Origin of the sequence: Aestuariimicrobium sp. G57 (genome assembly GCF_050110855.1) — a bacterium.
Classification (GTDB): Bacteria; Actinomycetota; Actinomycetes; order Propionibacteriales; family Propionibacteriaceae; genus Aestuariimicrobium.
In genome coordinates this window covers 214297-230145 of the sequence record NZ_JBNINW010000003.1, presented here as the reverse complement: position 1 = coordinate 230145, position 15849 = coordinate 214297, and the positions used below count along the sequence as shown (strand labels likewise).

The 15849-nt window shown below is 68.7% G+C and carries 13 protein-coding genes; 8 read left to right on the top strand and 5 right to left on the bottom strand.

Features of this window, described 5'->3' with window-relative positions; translation table 11 throughout:
- Positions 1-57 precede the first annotated feature (57 nt).
- The gene (locus ACQCX5_RS08075) at positions 58-1347 is read left to right on the top strand and encodes a serine/threonine protein kinase (protein ID WP_434541516.1); all 1290 of its coding nucleotides are present in this window, start codon (positions 58-60) and stop codon (positions 1345-1347) included.
- Here the strand turns inward: ACQCX5_RS08075 and ACQCX5_RS08070 are convergent.
- On the bottom strand, positions 1344-2930 hold the full coding sequence (locus ACQCX5_RS08070; protein ID WP_434541894.1) for a dolichyl-phosphate-mannose--protein mannosyltransferase: 1587 nt from the start codon (positions 2928-2930) through the stop codon (positions 1344-1346). The two genes, ACQCX5_RS08075 and ACQCX5_RS08070, sit on opposite strands and share 4 nt — an antisense overlap.
- Before the next feature lie 210 nt (positions 2931-3140).
- Between ACQCX5_RS08070 and rsmI the strand changes: the two genes are divergently transcribed.
- The 5 genes from rsmI to ACQCX5_RS08045 are packed head-to-tail and all read left to right on the top strand — an operon-like array spanning position 3141 to position 7265.
- Positions 3141-4028 (top strand): 16S rRNA (cytidine(1402)-2'-O)-methyltransferase, encoded by an 888-nt coding sequence (gene rsmI / locus ACQCX5_RS08065; protein WP_434541515.1) that lies wholly within the window; start codon positions 3141-3143, stop codon positions 4026-4028.
- Positions 4025-4921, top strand: a complete 897-nt coding sequence (locus tag ACQCX5_RS08060) for a TatD family hydrolase (RefSeq protein WP_434541514.1) — start codon at positions 4025-4027, stop codon at positions 4919-4921. The genes rsmI and ACQCX5_RS08060 overlap by 4 nt, the downstream gene beginning before the upstream one ends.
- Positions 4918-5790 (top strand): 16S rRNA (adenine(1518)-N(6)/adenine(1519)-N(6))-dimethyltransferase RsmA, encoded by an 873-nt coding sequence (gene rsmA, locus ACQCX5_RS08055; RefSeq protein WP_434541513.1) that lies wholly within the window; start codon positions 4918-4920, stop codon positions 5788-5790. Before ACQCX5_RS08060 ends, rsmA begins: the two co-directional genes overlap by 4 nt.
- A gap of 20 nt (positions 5791-5810) precedes the next feature.
- Positions 5811-6746 (top strand): 4-(cytidine 5'-diphospho)-2-C-methyl-D-erythritol kinase, encoded by a 936-nt coding sequence (locus ACQCX5_RS08050; RefSeq protein ID WP_434541512.1) that lies wholly within the window; start codon positions 5811-5813, stop codon positions 6744-6746.
- Positions 6747-6770: 24 nt separating this feature from the next.
- On the top strand, positions 6771-7265 hold the full coding sequence (locus ACQCX5_RS08045; protein WP_434541511.1) for a MarR family winged helix-turn-helix transcriptional regulator: 495 nt from the start codon (positions 6771-6773) through the stop codon (positions 7263-7265).
- A gap of 12 nt (positions 7266-7277) precedes the next feature.
- Here the strand turns inward: ACQCX5_RS08045 and ACQCX5_RS08040 are convergent, their stop codons facing one another.
- The 4 genes from ACQCX5_RS08040 to ACQCX5_RS08025 all read right to left on the bottom strand — a co-directional run bounded on the left by ACQCX5_RS08040 (position 7278) and on the right by ACQCX5_RS08025 (position 12233).
- Complete coding sequence (locus tag ACQCX5_RS08040) at positions 7278-7889, bottom strand: TetR/AcrR family transcriptional regulator (RefSeq protein ID WP_434541893.1); 612 nt, start codon at positions 7887-7889, stop codon at positions 7278-7280.
- A 139-nt stretch (positions 7890-8028) separates the two neighbouring features.
- On the bottom strand, positions 8029-10659 hold the full coding sequence (locus ACQCX5_RS08035) for an RICIN domain-containing protein (protein WP_434541510.1): 2631 nt from the start codon (positions 10657-10659) through the stop codon (positions 8029-8031).
- Positions 10660-10780: 121 nt separating this feature from the next.
- Positions 10781-11158, bottom strand: a complete 378-nt coding sequence (locus ACQCX5_RS08030; protein WP_434541509.1) for a UBP-type zinc finger domain-containing protein — start codon at positions 11156-11158, stop codon at positions 10781-10783.
- 40 nt (positions 11159-11198) lie between these two features.
- Positions 11199-12233 carry a LacI family DNA-binding transcriptional regulator gene (locus ACQCX5_RS08025; protein ID WP_434541508.1) on the bottom strand — a complete coding sequence of 345 codons (1035 nt, stop codon included), beginning with the start codon at positions 12231-12233 and terminating at the stop codon, positions 11199-11201.
- A gap of 145 nt (positions 12234-12378) precedes the next feature.
- Between ACQCX5_RS08025 and ACQCX5_RS08020 the strand changes: the two genes are divergently transcribed.
- Both ACQCX5_RS08020 and ACQCX5_RS08015 read left to right on the top strand, forming a co-directional pair.
- Complete coding sequence (locus ACQCX5_RS08020; protein ID WP_434541507.1) at positions 12379-15351, top strand: glycoside hydrolase family 2 TIM barrel-domain containing protein; 2973 nt, start codon at positions 12379-12381, stop codon at positions 15349-15351.
- Position 15352: 1 nt separating this feature from the next.
- On the top strand, positions 15353-15844 hold the full coding sequence (locus ACQCX5_RS08015; RefSeq protein WP_434541506.1) for a hypothetical protein: 492 nt from the start codon (positions 15353-15355) through the stop codon (positions 15842-15844).
- Positions 15845-15849 lie beyond the last annotated feature (5 nt).

Below are 15849 nucleotides of genomic sequence, written 5' to 3'. Positions count from 1 at the left end.
TCGCGAATCAGCCGAACCAGCCCTGTGGCACGCGCTGCTGGCAAGATGGTCCCCGACATGGGTGAAGTTTTCGCAGGGCGCTATGAGCTCGTCGACCCGCTGGCCAGTGGGGGAGGCGGCGTCATCTGGCGTGTCTGGGACCCGAAGTCGTCCGAATACCGCGCGGGCAAGGTGCTGAAGCAGTCGCATTCCGATTCGCTGCTGCGCTTCATGCGCGAGACCAGCTGGCGGGTCGAGCACCCGCATGTGATCACACCCCTGGGCTGGGTCGGCGAGGACGACAAGGTGATGTTCACCATGCCGCTGATCCGGGGTGGCTCGCTGGCGCAGGTGATCAAGGAACAGGGCGCGCTGCCGCCGATGTGGGCCGTGCAGATCATTGACCAGTTGCTCACCTCGCTCGAGGCGGTGCACGACCGGGGCCTGGTGCACCGCGACATCAAGCCGGCCAACGTGCTCATGGAACCGAGCAGGACGGCCAACCCCGACCCCTACACCTACCTGTCTGACTTCGGCATCGCCGCGCCCATCGGCGACCCGCGCATGACCCGCGCGACCGAGGTGATCGGCACCCCGGGCTACATGTCGCCCGAGGCGCAGTACGGCGCCGACCCGACGCCGCAGCAAGACCTGTATGCCGTGGGCGTCGTGCTGCTCGAGATGCTCACCGGACGACGTCCGCCGGCGGATGGGATCCCCGAGATCCCGGCCGCGGCGCGTGACGTGCCGCTCGGACGATTCATCGCCAAGCTCTTCGACGAAGAGACCAAGCGTTACCAGACGGCCCGCTCGGCGCGTGAGGCGCTGCTGGCCACCCCGGTGCCGCGAGCGGGTGATCGTCCGATTGTCGTGCCCGACCGCATCCCGGACTTCCCACAGGGCTGGGGACCGGACGGCCCGATCAGCCTGGGCAACCCGGCAGCTGCCATTGGCGGACTGGGTCCTCGTCCCGGCGTGATCCCGACTGGTTCGTCGGTGACGTCCCTGCCGTCGGGCCAGCAGTTTCCCATGCAGGCACCGGCAGGGACGCAGCAGCACACCCCGGCCCCGGGCTGGGGTGGCGGCGACGGGCAGCAGTTCCAGAACTCGCCGGTGAGCGGGCGCAACCCGACCGGCTCGATGGCCCGGCCCATGCCGCCGGCGAACTTCCAGCCCGTCCCCGGGCCCTACGCGCAGGCGCCGCACGCACCGTACGTGCAGGCGGCCGTGGCTGCGCCCGACCGCCGCTCGGGGTTCAAGAAGTTCATGGACAGCTATGCCCGGCTGCCCGAATCGGTCGGCTGGGGCGTGCTGGCGCTGGGTGCGATCCTGTCGGGTTTGGCGCTCTGGCTGCTGCTCGTCGGCTAGATCCAGCTGCCGAACCACATCCGCATCAACCACTGCCGCCTGGTCAGCAGGCCGTCGGTGTAGATCGGCCAGAAGAACGCGAAGTTCAGCGCCACGATGCCGACCACCGACGAGACGATCCACGAATTGCGCCTGCGGTCCTTGTCGGTGGGTGCGCCCAGCAACTTGCCCAGCACCAGCGCCAGCACCACCACCGTGAACGGGATGATGCAGACCGCATAGAAGAAGAACAGCGGACGCTCGGTGTACTGGAACCACGGCAGGTACATCGCCATGGCCGCCACGATCGGCAACCCGAAGCGCCAGTCGCGTCCGGCCAGCCAATAGATGACCCCGGCGATCAGGGCGGCCAGCGCGAACCACCACAGGAACGGCGTGCCCAGGCCCGAGATCACCCGCAGGCAGGTGTCGTTGACGGCCTCGCAGCCCTGGGTGCCCGGTTCGATGCCGTTCTGCGCATCGATGCCGATCGGCCGGGCCATCACCAGCCAACCAGCCGGGTGGGCCTCGTAGACATGGGTGGCGTTGTTGATGAAGTCGCCGGTGTGGAACTCATACATCGACCGGTGGTAGTCGAGCCACGACCCCAGCCAGTTCGGCAGGCCGGCCAATGCCGAACCCTGGTTGGCCTCCTGGGCCGCCCACTGCCGGTTCCAGCCACCGTCGGTGGCGAACCAACCGATCCAGCTGGCCAGGTAGACCGGCACGGCCAGCACCACCATCGACATGAACGCCGGGATGCCATCGCGCAGCAGCGCCCACCACGCCCCGGCGCGGGCACCCGCCAGCCGCCTGGCAGACACGTCCCAGAACACCGTGAGCAGGCCAATCGCGGCCAGCGCATAGATCGAGTTCCACTTCACCGCCAGGGCGCAGCCGAACATGACGCCCGAGACCACCCGCCACGGGCGCCACCACAGCGCGGGCCCGAACGTGCCGTCCAGGTCGGGTTGCCCGACCTTCTCGAGATGTCTGCCCAGCCGGTTGCGGAACCAGTCACGGTCGGCGGCGATCGCAGCGACCGCCGCCACCAGGAATGTCGCCTGGAAGATGTCGAGCAGGCCGGTGCGGCTCATCACGAACTGCAGCCCGTCGAAGCAGAGCAGGATGCCGGCGATCGCGCCGACCAGCGTCGAGCGCCCGAGCCGGCGCGCCAGTCGGATGACCAGGAAGATCATCAGGGCCCCGAAGATCGCCGAGGGCACGCGCCAGCCCCACGAGTTCATGCCGAACAGCCATTCGCCCGACGCGATCAGCCACTTGCCGAGTGGTGGGTGCACCACATACGCCGAGCAGACATCGTCGACAGCATTGGGGCGTCCACAGGTCTTGACGAACAGGTCGACCAGGTCACCGTTGGCGATCTTGTCGTTGGCCTCGGGCACGAAGTCGTGCTCGAAGCCGAAGTTCAGCAGCGCCCACGCGTCCTTGGGGTAGTACGTCTCGTCGAAGACGAGCTTGCGCGGAAAGTCGAGGTGCCAGAGCCGCAGCCCCAACGCGAACAGGGTGATGCCGATGGTGACCGCCCAGCTGACCCACGTGCCGCGCGGGGGCGCATCCTTGAGTCGCTCGATCGCGGTCATCGGGGTGGCGATGCGCGGTTGGCCCACCGGCAGTGGCCTCATGGGACCACATGGGTCGTCAGTCACCGGTCCGTAGACGATCGGCTCGACCTCGGGGGCGGCTGGTTCGCGCTCGGACAGTTGCATGGCATCTCGTGGCGTTGGCGTCACCCGCCCATCGTAGGCGGTCACCGGACCCACCACCCTGCCCGCAACGGGCAAGATGGACGAGTGAACGCCGCGCCCGACCAGACCACGCCCGCCCACGACTCCCCGGTCACCACCCCCGGCCGGGTGGTGCTGGTCGGCACCCCCATCGGCGACCGGGGACAGGCTTCGGACGCGCTGCGCCACACGCTGGCCACCGCCCGGCTGATCGCCGCCGAGGACACCCGGCGGTTCCGCGACCTGCTGCGCCGCCTCGACCTGCACACCGACGCGCGGGTGGTCAGCTATTACGACCAGAACGAGGCCGAGCGCACCCCCGAACTGGTGGCGGCGCTCGCCGACGGCGACGTGGTGGTGGTCAGCGATGCCGGCATGCCGCTGGTCAGCGACCCCGGCTACCGGCTCGTGCAGGCCGCGCTCGAGGCCGGTCATGAGGTGACCGCCGTGCCCGGTCCGTCGGCGGTGCTCACGGCGCTGGCCGTCAGCGGGCTGGCCACCGACCGGTTCTGCTTCGAGGGGTTCCTGCCCCGCAAGGACGGCCCCCGGCGCCGCCGGCTCGCCGAGCTGGCGCACGAGCCCCGCACCATGGTCTTCTTCGAGGCGCCCCACCGGCTCGCGGACTTCCTGCGCGACGCCTCGTCCACGCTCGGTGGCGACCGCCGCGCCGCGGTCTGCCGCGAACTGACGAAGACGTACGAAGAGGTGCGCCGCGACACGCTCGGGGCGCTCGCCGAATGGGCCGTCGAGAATGCCCGGGGCGAGATCAGCATCGTCATCGCCGGTGCGCCCCACGACGGGGAGGACGACATCGACCCGCTCGAGCTGGTGCGCATGAGCATCAGCCAGGGTGAGAAGCTGTCTGCGGCGGTCGCCGAGGTCGCCGCCAACACGGGCGTCAACCGCAAGCAGCTCTATGCTGCTGCACTCGCCGACAGGGACGGAGACCGATGAGAGACGCAGCCCAACTGGCCGAGACCGGCTTGCCGCCGCTGCCCGAGCGGCTGGCCCGCCCGGTCATCGACTCCCACACCCACGCCGACACGACCACCGACTACACCGGGCTGTCCGCCGCCGACAACCTGGCCCTGGCGGCTGCTGTCGGCATCACCCGCGTTGTGCAGGTCGGTTGTGATGTCGACGGCATCGAGTACGCCGTCGACCTGGCCCGCAGCACCCCCGGCGTCGTCGCGACCGTGGCGATCCACCCCAACGACGCGGCCCGCGCGAGCGATGCCGAACTCGACGAACACCTCGCCCGTGTGGGTGAGCTGGCCACCGCCGGCCCCTTCGTGCGTGGCATCGGTGAGACCGGGCTCGACTACTTTCGCACCACCACCGATGAGGGCAGGGACCGCCAGCGCCGCAGCTTCGAGCGCCACATCGAGCTGGCGATCGCGCATGACCTGACCCTGGTGATCCACGACCGCGAGGCACATGATGACGTCCTTGACGTGCTCGACGCCACGGGCCTGCCGCCGCGCATCGTGATGCATTGCTTCAGCGGCGACGCCGACTTCGCCCGCGAATGCCTCGACCGCGGGGCCTGGCTCAGCTTTCCGGGGGTCGTCACCTATGGTTCGGCGAAGCCGCAGCGCGAGGCGCTGGCGATCACCCCGCACGACCGCATCCTGGTCGAGACCGACGCGCCGTTCCTGACCCCCGTGCCCGCCCGCGGCAAGAAGAACGCCCCCTATGTGCTCGCGCACACCGTGCGCTTCGTCGCCGACCAGATCGGTCTGGACGAGGCCACATTCTGCGACCTGCTGGTGGCCAACACCTTCGCCGCATTCGGTGGCCCCTGGGACGAGTTGGCCACCCCCGATCCAGAACGGATGCCCGCATGACCAATCCCGGCGTGACCAGCCATGAGGGCGCCCTGCTCGGGGCCGGCGCCGTGCGCGACCTGGCTGCCCGGCTCGACCTGACGCCCACCAAGCAGCGGGGCCAGAACTTCGTGATCGACGCCAACACCATTCGGCGCATCGTGTCCCTGAGCGGGGTCGGCGCTGATGACGTGGTGATCGAGGTGGGTCCGGGGCTGGGTTCGCTCACGCTGGGACTGCTGGAAGTGGGCGCCCAGGTGACGGCCATCGAGATCGACGACCGGCTGGCACGCCAACTGCCCGACACCATCGCGACAAGAATGCCCGGGGCCAGTGACCGGCTGCGGGTTGTCGAGTCCGACGCCATGCTCGTCCGCGAACTGCCGGGGCCCGCCCCCACGGCGCTGGTGGCCAACCTGCCCTACAACGTCTCGGTGCCGGTGCTGCTGCACCTGCTGGCGCAGTTCGACAGCTGGCGCAGCGGGTTGGTGATGGTACAGCTCGAGGTGTGCGACCGGCTCGTCGCCGCCCCCGGCTCGAAGGTCTATGGCGTGCCGTCGGCCAAACTCGCCTGGTATGCCGGCGCCCAGCGGGTCGGCACCGTGCCGCCCAAGGTGTTCTGGCCCGTGCCGAATGTCGACTCGGGGCTGGTGAAGCTGACGCTGCGTGAACCCCCCGTGACGACCGCGACCCGCGAACAGGTCTTCGAGGTGATCGACCTTGCCTTCGCGCAGCGGCGCAAGATGTTGCGGGCGGCGCTCTCTGGGCTGTGCGGTGGGTCGCAGGCGGCGTCCGAGCGCATCGCCGCGGCAGGTGTCGACCCGCAGGCGCGCGGCGAGACCCTGGACGTCGGCCAGTTCGCGAAGATCGCCGAGGCAGTTTTCGCGTGAATCTTCGCTAGGTTGGGCGCGTGGATCAGAGTTCGACGCCAGTCACGAGTGCACTGGGACGCGTCAAGGTGCGCGTGCCGGCCAAGGTGAACCTCGCCCTCAAGGTGGGTGCCCTGGGTGACGACGGCTACCACCCGCTTGGCACCGTCTTCCACGCCCTGTCGCTGTATGACGACGTCGAGGCGCGGCTCGCCGAGGGCCTGAGTTGCGAGATGCGCGGTGACTCGGCCGACACGTTGCCCGTCGACGGTTCAAACCTGGTGATGCGGGCCGCGGCGCTGCTGCGCGAGACGTATGACTGCCCCCAGGGGGCCGAAGTGTCGGTGCTGAAGACGATCCCGGTGGCAGGTGGCATGGCGGGTGGGTCGGCCGATGCCGCCGCGACGCTGCTGGCCTGTGCGATGCTCTGGGACCTCGACACCCAACCCGAAGACCTGCACGACCTGGCCGCCCAGTTGGGCAGTGATGTGCCATTTGCCCTTGTCGGCGGCACTGCGCGCGGTGCCGGACGAGGCACAGAACTGGTGCCCATGCTCAGCCGCGGCACCTATCACTGGGTGCTGGCGCTCGCCGACGAGGGCCTGTCGACGCCCGGGGTCTACCGCCGCTTCGACGAGATGGTCGCTGCCGGTGAGGTCACCCCGAGCATCGAGATTCCGCCGGCGCTGCTGAATGCGCTGGCCGCGGGCGATGTCGCCGGGGTGGGTCGCGAGCTCGTCAATGACCTGCAGGCCCCGGCCGTGAGCCTGCGTCCTGAGCTGGGTGACGTCCTCGACACCGGACGCGCCGCGGGCGCCCTCGGCACGGTGTTGTCGGGCTCGGGGCCGACCTGCGCCTTCCTGGTGGGCTCTGAAGAGGCGGCCATGGACCTGGCCACCGAGCTGTCGCACCACCGCTCGGTGTGGGCGACCCGGCGTGCCGTCGGACCGGTGCCCGGGGCGCGGCCGGTCAGCTGAGTGCTTCGTGGAAGACTGGTGCCCATGCGTGACGAAGTGGACGACATCGTGGAGGCCTGGCACCGGGAGCGTCCCGACCTGCAGCTGGAACCGATGGCCCTGTGGTCGCGCATCAAGAGGCTTGGCCAGTACCTCGACATGGCCCGGCGCAGCGCCTATGCCGAGCACGGGCTCGAGGTCTGGGAATTCGACGTGCTGGCGGCCCTGCGCCGCAGCGGGGAGCCCTACCAGCTGACCCCCGGGCAGTTGCTCAAGGAAACCCACGTCACCTCAGGCACCATGACCAATCGGGTCGACCGGCTGGTCGAGCGGGGGTTTGTGACCCGCGAGAGCCACCCCGTCGACGGGCGCGGCGTGCTGGTGACGTTGACCGCCCCCGGCAAGCAGCGCGCCGATGCCGCGCTCGAAAGCCTGTTGACCACCGAGGATGCGCTGCTGCAGGAGCTGTCGGCCACCGACCAGGCCCGGATGGCGGGCGACCTGCGGGTGTTGCTGGTGGCCCAACAGCATTCGGAATGAGGCAGGGCCGGGTCAGCCGTCCTTGCCGCTGATGATCAGGTCGGGGTCCTTCTCGAGGTTGCGCATGCCATTCCAGGCGAGGTTCGCCAGGTGGGCCGCGACCACATCTTTCGGGGGCTCGCGCAGTTCGACCCATGACTGGCCCGCCATCGCCACCAACCCGACCAATGCCTGGGCGTACAGGCCCGCGAAGGCCGGGTCGTAGCCGGCCCGCGAGAACGGCCTTGCCAGCAGGTCTTCAACCTTGGCGGCGATGTCGCTGAGGATGCTCGCGAACGAGCCGCTGCTGCTGCCCACCGATGAGTCGCGGGCCAGGATGCGGAAGCCGTCGGGTTCGGCATCGATGTAGTCGAGCAGTGCCATCGTCCCGCGTTCGATCAACTCACGAAAGCTCGCATGGCGCACCGTCAACGCGTTGCGGATGCCGTTGAGCAATGCCCGCGACTCGCGGTCGACGACAACGGCATAGAGGCCCTCTTTGCCGCCGAAATGTTCGTAGACCACGGGCTTCGAGACCTGTGCGGTGGCGGCGATCTCTTCGACCGATGTGCCCTCGAAGCCGCTCACGGCGAACAGCGTCTTCGAGACCTCGATGAGTTGTTCGCGCCGTTCGGCGCTGGTCATACGGACGCGGCCGCGCCGTGCACGGGGCGAGCCGGGGGTGGGGCTGGCAGGCTCGCTACGGTTCTCGGGCGCATGGTCGTCCACCCGCCCAGTCTTGCCGATGACCCCCGATGTTGCCAGCCGTGGCCCGCGCCGCGGCTCAGCCCGCCTTCGTCAGCATGTACTTCTGGGCACGGGTGCCGTTGGGTTGGTAGGTCCAGATGTTGGTGCCGTCGACGCTCTTGCCACCGGCGGCGTCCAGGTAGAGTCCGTTGACCCGCGAGACCAGGTAGAAACTGCCGTTCAGGTCGCCCGACAGGCGCACGGTCCACTGCTGGGCGGCGGTGCCGTTGGTCGACCACTGCCACACATTGGTGCCGTTCGTCTGGCCTGAGCGGGCCACGTCGACGATCCTGCCGGGGGCGGTGCCGGTGCGCAGTTCCCAGAACCCGTTGCCCAGCTGGGACGCCGTGAACTGCTGTGCCCTGGTGCCGTTCGACGTCCACAGCCGGATGTTGGCGCCGTTCGCGGTGCTGGCGCCGGCGACGTCGAGCACCTTGCCCGTGTTCAGCGAACTGGCGATGCGGTAGACGCCACCGGTGACCAGTGGTGGGGCCAGTGAGACCTTGGTGAACCTGAACCGCTGCGCCGATGAACCGTTCGCCGTCAGGATGTTCACGTTCGTGCCTGACGTGGTGGCGCCGGCGGCCACGTTCAGCACATAGCCGTCCTCGCCCTGGTGGCCCGGCAGCAGTGGGTGCATGCCCAGCGCCGAGACCACCGTGTAATTGGCGCCATCAAAGGTGGCGATGCGCCACTTCTGTGCCTGGGTGCCGTTGGCCACGTACTGCTGCACGTTGGTCGAGTCGGTCGCACTGCCGCCCTGCACGTCGACGACCTTGAGCGAGTTCGCGCTGGTCACCGTGTAATAGCCGTCGTCACCACGCTCGACCCAGAAGGTCTGGGCGCCGGTGCCGTTCGGCGCCCACGTCTGCACGTTCGCGCCGTTGGCGAATCCCGATGACTTCACGTCGAGCGTCTGGGTGCGGTTGCCGAGCGTGTAGTAGCCGTCGGGCAGCATCGCCCCGGCCACGTAGTTGCCGCCGATGATGGCGCCGATGGCCGTGTTGCGCTGGGTGAAATAGGTGCGCACCACAGCGACGTCCTGGACGGGGGTGGTGGCCGTGGTGGCGGGCCAGCGCAGCTTGTTCAGCACCGCCGAGCGTTCGGCTTCGGCGGCATAGGCGGCGAGTTTGCCGCTGCCGGGGGACAGGATCGTCGCGATCTCAGGCGCGATGATGTCCTGGTAGGCCTGCTTCACCGCAGCCCGGAAGGCCTCATGGGACAGTAGCTGGTTGATCCACTGTGGCTGCAGCCGTGAGGGCTTGCCGACGAGCAGTTCGCTGGCCGGCACCGTGGCCGCCATCGTGCCGAGCGACCGGTCGAAGTCCCACATCGGGCCGGCCTGCAGCAAGCCGCCCTTGTCGAGGTGGAAGTAGGCGCTGGACTTGAACCCGTCGTCATTGGCCAGCAGTTCTTGCATCAGGTAGTAGCGGGCCCACGAATTGAGGTCGAGCAGTTCGGTGAAGTGGGTGCCCTCGGCGTTCTTGCCCGTGCTGGAATAGATCGCCTCTTCGAGCTTCTGCAGCCGGTTGCCGATGAACGTGATCTCGTCGGCATTGGCATCGTCCGGGCCCTTCAACACGAACGCCACCCCCTGCCTGGTGATCACGTACGAGTTCTCTTCGCGGGCCCGGTTGATGAAGTCCATCTCGAGCAGGTAGCCGCTCTGCTCATAGCCGGTGGGGGAGTTCGGGAAGGGCACATAGCCCGCCTCGCGCACACCGGGCGCCCCGGGCAGACTGGTGGTGCGGGTCGGGGAATAGGTTGAGATGTCGGGGTTGGCCGCCTCGTTGGCCTTCTGCAGGTCGGTGATCGCCACCCGGGTGCCGCCCACCTGCACCTTCTCGGTGAGGAAGTACGAGCCGCGGAACCCGCCGTCGATGAACAGGTCGACCATGCGCCCCTTGATGGCGTAGTTGGGCGCTCCGGCGGCGGTGTTCACCGCACCCTCGAGGTTGTAGGCGATCTCGTTGCGGATCAAGGACTTGTCGAGGTAGTTGGCGAGCAGGATCCAGGTCTTGTGGGCCCCGGCGCCGGGCACCAGCTCGGTGTGGGTGGGCACCTTGATCTGGTAGGGCTTCTTCGGGTATTCCCAGGTCGAGTTGCCCCGGCCCTTCATCTCGGACAGTGCGCTGTTGTAGGTGGCCGCGGCGGACTTGTCGACCAGGGCCATGGCGCCACCGGTGTCCTCGAAGTCCTTGTCGGCCTCGATCGCGGCCAGCCCGCCGCCGGTGTGGATGTACATGGCCGGCACTTCGGCGGATTGGTGCACCGTGATCGGTGAGGTGACGTCGGTGCGTGCGAACGCCAGTGTGTAGTCGCCGGGCGTGGCCGCAGCCGTCAACGTGTAGTCGTCCGGGGTGAACGGTTCGTGCGTGCCGTCATCGAGGACGACCCAGCCCGACAGGGTGGCGGGCGATGCCGAGGCCGGGAGGAAGAGTGTCGTGCCGGTCGCGCCCGTGCTCGTCGGCACCGTGATGTCGTCGACCTGGGTCCACGAGGTTGGCGTGGTGTTCAATGCGGCCGACGCGCTGACGTTGTTGAACACGATGCTGGTGACCCGGGCGGCGAGCGCCCGTGGCGGCAGGGCCGACAATGACGCGATGACAAGCACGAATGCCAGCGCGACGCGACTGGTGGTGGTGCGGATGCGAGATGTGGTGGGCATGGCCGGCAACCTTCCGGGAACAGGCGACGGCTCCGTCGCCGGCATCCTGAAACAAAGTTACCGGACAGTGTTTTGGTTGTCTGGCGAGACACCCGGAAGGCCGCGTGTCCTGCGGGTGGGTTCAGTGGATGAGCTGCTGCCAGTTCGCGGGCACCCGGTCGCGCGGCGCCGGCCAGCCCTGCTCGGGTGGGTAGTGGGTCGGCGGTGCCAGTTCTGGGCCCTCGAACGCGGCCTCGGTGGTGTAGTCCCACCACCAGGACTCGCCCGGCTCGTAGCTGGTCATGTAACGGTGGCCGGTGTCGCGGAAATGGGCGGTGGCGTGCTGGTGCGGGGACGAGTCGCAGCAGCCGATGTGACCGCAGGCGGCGCAGCGGCGCAGGTGCACCCACCAGCCGTCGGTGGCCAGGCATTCTGCGCAGCCGGGGCCGCTGGGGGCGGCGGTCGTGTCGATGAAGCCGGTGTCGAGGTCGTCGGCGCGGGGATCGGGAGTGGCAGCCATGAACCAACGCTACGCCGCAGACGGCGTGGGTGGTGAGATGCTAGACCGAGGCCCTTTCGACCAGTTCCATGTCGAGGACGATGGTGCTGGCGGGGGCACCGCCCACCATTTTCAGCGCCAGTTGTGAGGCGATGCGGCCCTGGTCGATGAGCGGCTGGTGGATGGTCGTCAAAGCCGGGCTCAACCTGGCGGCGATGGGATGGTCGTCGAAGCCGATGACCGAGACGTCCTCGGGCACCGCACGGCCCGCGGCTGACAGCGCAGCCAGGGCGCCTGAGGCCAGTCTGTCCGAGGCCGCGAGCACGCCGTCGAGGTCGGGTGCCAGCGCCAGCAGGTGGCGCATCGCCTCGAAGCCCGATGACTCGTCCCAGTGGGTGGCCACCACCAGCGACTCGTCCACGCACTGGTCGAGCACTTCGCGATAGCCGCGGTCGCGGTCGACCGCGGCGGGGTTGTCCTGGGGGCCATTGATGATGGCCACCCGGCGCCGACCCCGCTCACGTATGCGCTGCGCGGCCAGGCGGGCGCCGACCACGTCATCGGCATAGACGGTGGCGAACCCGGCATAGGGCTGGCTTTCGAGCTGGCCGCAGAGCACCACGGGCAGGTGGCACTCGGCGAGGCCCTCGAGCATGTCCTCGCCGACATAGGGCGAGATGTTGATGACGGCGTCGACAGCCCGGCGCTGGAACTGGCGCAGGGCCCGGCGGTGCTCGTCCGGCGTCCAGGCCTGCAGCAGCACCGGCATCGTGTTGGTCTGCGCGAGGCCCTCGCTGATGCCGCGCAGGATCGCGCCGAAGGTCGGGTCCTCGAAGAACTGGTCGAGGGGTTCGGTGACCAGGATCGCGATCGATTCCGAATGGCCCAGGGCCAGCGCGCGTCCCCGGGCATTCATCACGAAGCCCGTGGCGGCGACGGCATCGCGCACCCGCTGCTTGGTCTCTTCGGTGACTTGCGGTGAATCGTTGATCGCCCGCGACGCCGTGGCCCGGGACACGCCGGCGGCCTCGGCCACGTCGGCAATGGTGGCCGGGGACGAACGCCCGCCCCTGGGTGCCGCGCCCCTCGGTGCCATGGTCTACCTCCTCATCGCTCAGGTCAGGATCGCAAGCGATTGCTCCCGGTGTGGGCCGACATGCGAAGACCTTGCGGTTACGGTATCATGTAACCGGTTTCATTTGCAGTGGCTGGGACACCTCGGCCAGACGGAGGGGTGGTCAATGCAGACTCGTGCTGACTGGGAGAACCCGGAGCTGACCGGGCGTGACCGGCTGCCCGCGCATGCCTATTTCTTCGGCTACGAAACCCCTGCGACGGCACGCGAGGGCGATCGCGCCGCCTCGCGCGGGTTCGAGTCCCTGAGCGGTGCCTGGCAGTTTCGGCTGTTCGACCACCCCGGACGCGTGCCCGCAGATGCCGCCGTGCGGCTCCACGACGACTGGGACCCGGTGAGCGTGCCGCACCTGTGGCAGTTCGACGGCTACGGCCAGTTGCAGTACACCGACGAGGGCTACCCGTTCCCGGTCGAGCCGCCGCTGGTCCCTGCCGAGAACCCCACGGGTGTCTACCAGCGGGTGGTGGCGCTGGCGGCCGCGCGCGACGGCGAGCAGCTGGTGTTGCGCTTCGACGGTGTCGAGAGCTATGCCGAGATCTTCGTGAACGGCCATTTCGTCGGCATGACGAAGGGGTCGCGACTGGCGGCGGAATTCGACGTGACCGACCACGTCGTCGACGGTGGGAACCTGGTCACCGTCAAGGTATTGCAGTACAGCGACGGCACCTATCTCGAAGACCAGGACATGTGGTGGGCCTCGGGCATCTTTCGCGATGTCTACCTGGTGCGACGCCCGTCCGCACGGTTGACCGACTTCTTCGTGCGCACCCACCGGGCCGGGGACGACGCCATGGTCGACCTGAGTGTTTGGGCAGAGGGCGCCGAGCGCATCGACATCGCGATCACGACCCCGACGGGTGAGGTGCACACGGACTCGGTGCAGCCGGGCGCGACCGTCCGGATAGTTCTTCCCGGCGCCGTGTTCTGGAACCCAGAGGAGCCGGTGCTGCACGACCTGCTGCTGACCGTCATCGGCCCTGATGGCGTCAGCGAATACGTGCCCCATCGACTGGGCCTGCGCGAGGTCACCATTGAGGGGGGCCTGCTGAAGCTCAACGGCGTGGTGTTCACCATGCACGGGGTCAACCGCCACGACCACGATGATCGCAAGGGTCGCGCCGTCGACATGGGTCGGGTGCGCCGCGACCTGGTGATGATGAAGCACGCCAACATCAACGCCGTGCGCACCTCGCACTACCCGAACGACCCGCGCTTCTACGAGATGTGCGACGAGCTCGGCCTGCTGGTGCTGGCCGAGACCGACATGGAATCGCACGGTTTCGCCCTGGTTGATGACCCCGCACGGTTGACCGACGACCCCGAGTGGCAGGCCGCCCACGTCGACCGCATAGAACGCCACGTGCTCGCCCAGCGCAACCACGCCTCGATCGTGATGTGGTCGCTGGGCAACGAATCGGGGTACGGCTGCAACATCGAGGCCATGTACCACCGGGCCAAGCAGCTCGACCCGACCCGCCCCGTGCACTACGAAGAAGACCGCTTCGCCGAGACCGTCGACGTGGTCTCGACCATGTATTCACGGGTGCAGCAGATGAACGACTTCGGCCAGCACCCGCACCCGAAGCCGCGCATCCTGTGCGAATACGCCCACGCGATGGGCAACGGCCCTGGAGGGTTGGCCGAATACCAGGCCGTCTTCGACCGGTACGACTCGATCCAGGGCCACTTCCTGTGGGAATGGTGCGACCATGGCGTGCTCGCCCACACCGAGGACGGACGCCAGTACCACCGCTACGGCGGCGACTTCGGCGACTACCCCAACAACGGCAACTTCTGCATTGACGGGTTGATCGGCCCCGACCAGGTGCCGAGCCCGGGGCTGGCGGAGTACAAGCAGGTGATCTGCCCGGTGCGCCTCGCGCGCGTCGAGGACGGCGTCGCCGTGACCAACCGCCGCTGGTTCACCGGCCTCGACGATGTGGTGATCGAAGTCGACCAGTGGGTCAACGGGCAGGCCCTCACGGTCGCCACGATCATGCCCGGTGCGCTCGCACCTGGTGCGACCCTCACCGCGACCGTGGTCGGGGTCGACCTCGACGCCCACACCACCGTGGCCCGGGTCATCTCGACCCGCGCCCACGACTGGACGCCCCCGGGCCGTGAGCTGGGCCGCTATCAGCTGTCGGTCGTCGAATCGCTGCCGCCGACCGCCGCTGGCGTCGTCCGGGCCGGTTCGGCGGTGACAGCGGTCGACGAGGATGCGCGACTGGTGGTGCGCGCCGGGGCCTCGGTGCTCACGTTCGACACCGTCACCGGCGACCTGCTCGACTGGACGGCAGGTGGCCGGGCGCTGGTCTCGGCCCCGCTGCGGCTCGGCTTCTGGAAGCCGACGATCGACAATCACGAGCCCGATGCCCAGGCGTCGTGGCGGCCGCACCACCTGCACGCCATGCAGACATCCGTGCGCGACGTGGCCTGGCACACCGACGGCGATGACGTGGTCGTCAGCCACCGGGTGCGGGTCGCCCCGCCGGTGTTCGACTTCGGTGTGCATGCCCAGGTGGAATGGCGGATCAACCCGTTGGGGCAGGCCGGCGTACGCATGGTCGGCGAGCCCTATGGCAGCTATGACGGGCTCGTGCCGCGGATCGGCGTGACGCTGGGCCTGCCCGGCGACCTGCGAGCCGTGACCTGGTTCGGGCGCGGGCCGGGTGAGAACTATCCCGACTCGGCGCAGGCGGCCACCGTGGGCCAGTGGGCCAGCACCGTCGACGACATGGTGACGCCGTACGTGAAGCCCCAGGACTATGGCAACCGCGGCGAGGTGCGCTGGGTCGAGTTCAGCGACGGCACCGGCGCCGGCCTGCGGGCACATCGACCGCTCGACCAGCCGGCGTTCCAGTTCTCGGCGTGGCCGTTCACCGCGTCCGACATCGACGCCGCCCGGCACCGCACCGACCTGGTGGCCCGCGATGACATCACCGTGAACCTCGACCACCTCATGCTCGGCCTGGGGTCGAACTCGTGGGGGTCAGAGGTGCTCGAGCGCTACCGGGTGCGCCTGCAGCCATTCGACCTGGGCTTCGTGCTCACCCCGCTCATCGGCAAGGAGGCCTGACATGCGCCTGTTCACTGACCACGACGCCCCCGAACTCGGCAACTACCGCAAGTGGCAACGGGTGGGGCTGGCCCTTGAGCTGCGCGGGCGGCTGCAACCCGGGGTCGCCTATTCGTTGGGCGATTCCGGCACGTTCCGCTTGACGAGTGCCGCGGGGTTGGTGCGGGGCGAGTTGGTGGGGCACCGGCGTTACTTGCCCGTGCTCGCGTGCCTGCGTGGGCACCTCGACGTCGAGGTGGGACGCACGGATGACCTGGTGGCGCTCGGCGACTACGACGACACCACCGACCGGCAGTACTTCACCGGCAGCGGCCGCATTGTGCGGGTGCTGGCAGGTGGGTTGCTGGCGATCAGCACTGACGAGGCCTACCGGGTGGTGGGTCCCGCAGAGGATGATGTCGAGGTGATGGTGCTGCACGTGACGGTCGAGGGGCCCTCATTCCCGCTGGTGGACCCGGCCGAGCGCCCCGAGATGGTGGCGCGGCCGGTCTGAGGGCG

Excerpts from the sequence above, each read along its gene's own strand:
- ACQCX5_RS08075 (WP_434541516.1), top strand. The coding sequence starts at position 58 with ATGGGTGAAGTTTTCGCAGGGCGCTATGAGCTCGTCGACCCGCTGGCC.
- ACQCX5_RS08070 (WP_434541894.1), bottom strand. The coding sequence starts at position 2,930 with ATGACCGCGATCGAGCGACTCAAGGATGCGCCCCCGCGCGGCACGTGG.
- ACQCX5_RS08060 (WP_434541514.1), top strand. The coding sequence starts at position 4,025 with ATGAGAGACGCAGCCCAACTGGCCGAGACCGGCTTGCCGCCGCTGCCC.
- rsmA (WP_434541513.1), top strand. The coding sequence starts at position 4,918 with ATGACCAATCCCGGCGTGACCAGCCATGAGGGCGCCCTGCTCGGGGCC.
- ACQCX5_RS08045 (WP_434541511.1), top strand. The coding sequence starts at position 6,771 with ATGCGTGACGAAGTGGACGACATCGTGGAGGCCTGGCACCGGGAGCGT.
- ACQCX5_RS08040 (WP_434541893.1), bottom strand. The coding sequence starts at position 7,889 with ATGACCAGCGCCGAACGGCGCGAACAACTCATCGAGGTCTCGAAGACG.
- ACQCX5_RS08035 (WP_434541510.1), bottom strand. The coding sequence starts at position 10,659 with ATGCCCACCACATCTCGCATCCGCACCACCACCAGTCGCGTCGCGCTG.
- ACQCX5_RS08030 (WP_434541509.1), bottom strand. The coding sequence starts at position 11,158 with ATGGCTGCCACTCCCGATCCCCGCGCCGACGACCTCGACACCGGCTTC.
- ACQCX5_RS08025 (WP_434541508.1), bottom strand. The coding sequence starts at position 12,233 with ATGGCACCGAGGGGCGCGGCACCCAGGGGCGGGCGTTCGTCCCCGGCC.
- ACQCX5_RS08020 (WP_434541507.1), top strand. The coding sequence starts at position 12,379 with ATGCAGACTCGTGCTGACTGGGAGAACCCGGAGCTGACCGGGCGTGAC.
- ACQCX5_RS08015 (WP_434541506.1), top strand. The coding sequence starts at position 15,353 with ATGCGCCTGTTCACTGACCACGACGCCCCCGAACTCGGCAACTACCGC.